Genomic DNA, 1,454 nt, shown 5'->3' with positions numbered 1-1,454 from the left:
CCCCGTTACATTCATTGGTAGGTCCTCACCAGAGGATCTGGTCGCTGGCCCTGGTATGGCTGTCTTGCCCTGTCATCGATGATCCGGGGGGTGTTGCCGCCAGGAGTCCGGGACGCGCGTTGACTGTTAATAGGGACGCGGCCGGACGAACACGTCCAGGTCTCAACGTAGACGTGGGTGCCAGCATCGGGTGTCATGACACCAGTGACCGAGGTCTAGCAGGTGAAGGGGCCTGTCATGACAACCGAATACGCCATCACGCTCGGACTCGACGTCGGAAAGTCCGCCCAAGAAAGTCCGCCCATCACGGGTGCGCTCTCACACCCGACGGGCAACGCGTGTATGACCACGAGCTTCCCCAGGACGAGACCGCGCTGCGCACGGTCATCACCGACCTGCAGCAGCACGGTGCGGTGCTCGTCGTCGTGGACCAGCCGAACACGATCGGAGCACTGCCGATCGCCATCGCTCGTGATGTCGGTGCGGACGTCGCTTACCTGCCCGGTCTGGCGATGCGGAAAGCCGCGGACCTGTACCCAGGACGGTCGAAGACCGACGCTCGGGATGCGTTCATCATCGCCGATACCGCTCGGACGATGCCGCATACGCTGCGGGCCGTGGACCGGGATTCCGACGTGCTGTCGGCGTTGAAGGTGTTGTCCGGGTTCGACGAGGACCTGGCCCGCGAATCGACGCGAGCGATCAACAGGCTGCGGTCCCTGCTACCCGTCACTGGAGCGGGTCTTCCCTGGTGTCGTCCTCACCCGAGCGACCGTGTTGGACTTGTTCATCCGCTACCACGGGCCCACCGGACTCAAGGCTGCTGGGAAGGCTGGGGCGAAGCGGTGGGCACGGAACCACAGCCGGAAAGATCCCGGCCCGCTCATCGATCAAGTCTTCATCGCGTTGGCTGAGCAGACCGTCACGGTGCCAGGTGCCGACGCGGTCGAGATCGTCATCCCGCGGGTCGCAGCACAGATCAAGGAGCTGAAGCATCAGCGCGACATCGTCGCCGGTGAGGTTGAGAAGCTGATCGATGACTTCCCTCTTTCCCGGGTCTTGACCAGCATGCCGGGAGTCGGGGTCAAGACCGCAGCACAGATCCTCCTGGCCGCCGGCGACATGTCCGCGTTCCCCACCCCGGGACACCTGGCTGCGTATGCCGGGATCGCCCCGGTGACCAGGCGGTCTGGGACCTCGATCCGGGGTGAGTTCCCCGCCAGATCAGGCAACAAGCGGTTGAAGAACGCGTTGTTCCGGTCCGCGTGGGTTGCTTCGTGTCACGACCCGCTGTCGAAGGCGTATTACGACCGGAAGCGGGCCGAGGGGAAGCGCCACAACGCCGCAGTGATGTGCCTAGCCAGGCGCCGGCTCAACGTCATGTACGCGATGATGAAGAACAGCACGCTCTATGAACCGAGAGTCCCTGCGGCTGCTTGACACGCACCATAGGG

At 64.1% G+C, this 1,454-nt stretch carries 1 pseudogene; it reads left to right on the top strand.

Going from position 1 to position 1,454, the window contains the following annotated elements:
• Positions 1-237: 237 nt before the first annotated feature.
• Positions 238-1,440 (top strand): annotated as a pseudogene (locus JFC09_RS16185) (IS110 family RNA-guided transposase).
• Positions 1,441-1,454: the final 14 nt, after the last annotated feature.

The sequence above is a fragment of the Brevibacterium yomogidense genome (assembly GCF_016107685.1).
In the GTDB taxonomy this organism is placed as follows: domain Bacteria; phylum Actinomycetota; class Actinomycetes; order Actinomycetales; family Brevibacteriaceae; genus Brevibacterium; species Brevibacterium yomogidense.
The sequence above is the reverse complement of the archived record's forward strand: the minus strand, read 5'-3'. Positions and strand labels throughout refer to the sequence as shown.